This window comes from Winogradskyella ouciana (assembly GCF_009709615.1).
GTDB lineage: Bacteria > Bacteroidota > Bacteroidia > Flavobacteriales > Flavobacteriaceae > Winogradskyella > Winogradskyella ouciana.
In genome coordinates this window covers 1-3,218 of sequence record NZ_WJYA01000013.1, presented here as the reverse complement: position 1 = coordinate 3,218, position 3,218 = coordinate 1, and the positions used below count along the sequence as shown (strand labels likewise).

The following is a 3,218-nucleotide window of genomic DNA, read 5'->3' as shown; positions in this document are numbered from 1 at the left end:
TGGCAAAGGGTTCACCTGAAGGGTCAACGGTGCCACCGCAAAACAGATCGAACCGTCCTGCTGGTTGTCGAACGTACCATCGTTGTTCAAGTCCACCGGGTCTCCCACTCCGTCTCCGTCAACGTCCACGAACTCGAACAGTCCGTCCGTATTGTTGTCTATCCCGTCCGACAGTCCGTCACCGTCCACATCGATAAGGTCAAAGGTGCCGTCCGCGTCCGTGTCGTAAGTATCCACCGTACCGTCCGCATCCAGGTCCAGTCCCGTGGTCAGGGCCGTTAAATCCAAGGCGATGGGAACGACCGTTAAGGTATTGTTGTCCACCCTGGCATAGATCACCTGTGGGTTCGTTATGTTTTCGTAAAGGTTCGGCAACGGGTTCACGTTAAGGTTCGCGTCCGCTTCCGTCGCATAGTAGCTCACAATATAGTCAGCTGGATCCTGACCGTCGAGCACCTGTGCGTCCTGTGTCGATAGATCGAACTGTACGCTGTCGTTGCTCGGGTCACCGTCCGTTTCCATGTTATCATCACACTCCTCATAAACGATATTGCCCATGTCAGGGTTGGCCTGGGCCGCCTCGTCCACCTGAAGGTTAAAGCTCTGCGTGCTTATAGAACAGCCCGTCGTCGTGTCCGTTATCGCCACGAATATCTGCTGTGGGTTGCTCGTATTGGTATATGGGCTCACAAGGGCGTTCATCCCTGCTTCCGCATCCGCCACGTTATCATGGTAGGTCACCGTATACTGTGTTGGGCTCTGGCCGTTCAGTACTTCCGCATCCTTGGTCGTCAGGTCAAAGCTGTCGAACCCGTCCGTGTTGAGCTCGCACTGGATAAAGTCCGTTACCGCCACCACTTCCGGTAATGGGTTGACCCTTATGGTAAAGTCCACAACCGTGTAACAGCCCGTGGCGTCATTGGTCACCCTTACATAGATCTCCTGCTCTGGCGTTTCTATGTTGGTATATGCTGTTGGATCTACTATTGGGTTGCCCCCTGTATCGGCATCTTCTGCCGTCTCATGGTAGGTCGGTGTCACCCCTGCCTCTCCATTGAGTATCAATATTTCATTCGCTGTCAAATCGAACTCCTCTACTCCATCTCCCGTGTTGATGTCATCGCACAGCTCCAGATCCGGCAACTCGTCGCTCGGTGTCGGTGTTGGGTTGGGCAGTACTCTTATCGTCATCGTCGTATAGGCCATACATCCCGTATCCGTATCGGTCACCACTATGTACAGGGTCTGCGGATTGGCCGGCAATCCGTTTACCGAGGTATTGGTGTACTGCGTCGGGTCTGGTATGGCATTCATCCCTGCCTGCGCGTCCGCATTGGTCTCATAATAGGTTACCGACCAGCTCCCGTTGCCGTCCGTGATCTCTGCGTCCTTGACCGTAAGGTCAAATTCCGTCATCTCGTCCCCTGGCGATTCCCCAAGGTCATCGCATTCCTCCAATGGTGTCGGCTGTACCGGCTCTGGTGGCAGCTGCACCTGAAGCTCAAACTCGCCCGTGTCCTGACAGCCCGTTGTCGGGTTGAAAAGGCGCACGTAGATCGTCTGTGGGTTCGCCGTATTGGTATAGTTACCCACATTGATGATCGGGTTGTTGCCCACCTGTGCATCCGCGGCCGTAACGTGGTAGGTCAGGACAACATCGGCTGGGTTCTGCGCCCCAAGGATATCGGCATCTCTCTCCGTGAGGTCGAACTGTGCCGTCCCATCGTCGTCGTCGTCGCATATCACCAATGGCGCTATGTCCGTCGGTACTTCCGGTGATGGTACCACGATCAGCTCTAGGGTATTCAGTGTAAGGCTATAGCAGCCCGTTATCGTGTTCTCCGAGCGTACATAGATCATCTGGCTGTTCGCCACTATGTTCGTGTACAGGCCCGTTATGGCATTGTTCCCCTGGTTGGCCTCTTCCTCAGTCTCGTGGTAGGTGATCACCACGTCGGGCTCACCGTTGGTGATCTCTAGGGTACGGATCTCTAGATCGAACTCCGCAAAGCCGTCATTGTCGTCGTCACAGACCTCTATCGGGTCCGGGTCCGGTTCTGGTGATGGTACGGGATCCACCCTAAGGGTCAGCGTTACGGTACTGTAGCAGCCCGTGATGTCGTTCTCTCCCCTTACGTACACCGTCTGTGCGTTGCTCGTGTTTATGTAAGGGCTCGTTATCGGGCTTGTGCCTGCCTCGGCATCCACCAAGGTCTCGTAATAGCTCAGGGTAATGCCGTTTTGCCCATTGAGAATCCCTGCATTGGCGTCCTCTAGGGTGAACGGCTCCTGCTCGTCACCTGGGTTGTCCACGTCGCACAGCTCCAACGGCAATGGCGGCAACAGCTCCGGCAGCGGGTTGACGATCAGCTCTAGGGTCGTTACCTTATAGCAGCCTTCTACCGTATTGGTGTCCTCTACGCGCACCCAGATGAACTGGCTGTCCTCTACGGTGTTGGTGTAGGCGTTCGGATTGGCTATCGCATTGTTCGGTGCGTTGGCATCCGCCTCGGTCTCGTAGTACGTGACCGTGTACTGCATCGCGTCAAGGCCGTCCAGTATCTCAGCGTCCTTCGACGTGAGGTCGAACGTCGCATAACCGTCGGCCGAGATATCGTCGCATTCCTCAAGTGGCGTTGGGTCCTCTATCTGTGGGCTCGGCTCGACGACCAAGAGCAGCTCCACTATCGTGGCACAGTCCGTCGCTATCGTTCCGCTCTCCACCCTCGCATAGAGCGTCTGCATGTTCACCACGATGTTGTTGTAGTCAACTCCCGTGTCTATCGCGTCGGCGTCGTTCTGCGCATTGGCAAGCGTCTCGTGGTAGCTTACCGTAAGGCCCGGCGTTCCTCCTGTGATCCCGTCGTCCGCATCGGTGAGGGTGAAGGTCCCGAAACCGTCGTTGTCGGGATCGCAATACCTTAAAGGCTCAGGCGTGTTGGCTATCGGTGCCTGTTCCACAACAAGGTCCAAGGTCACAGTGTCGTAGCAGCCCGTGCCGTTGTCCTCTACCCTTACGAAGACCGTCTGTGGGTTGCTGATATTGGTGTAGGGGATCGGCAGTGGGTCCGTCGCAGTGTCCGCATCCGACTGGTCTAGGTAATAGCTCACCGTATAGCCCGGGTTGCCGCCGCTGACCTCCGCGTTCTTGATGCCCAGGTCGATCTCTGTTAATCCGTCTGGCACACCGTCGTCGCATACCTCAAGTGGCGTCGGTG

General features: G+C 56.1%; 1 protein-coding gene. It reads right to left on the bottom strand.

Annotated elements, in window-relative coordinates; translation table 11 throughout:
* Window positions 1–3,218, bottom strand: a 3,218-nt coding sequence (locus tag F1003_RS16590; RefSeq protein ID WP_497986920.1) for an FIDD domain-containing protein, incomplete at both ends; no start/stop codon positions are given.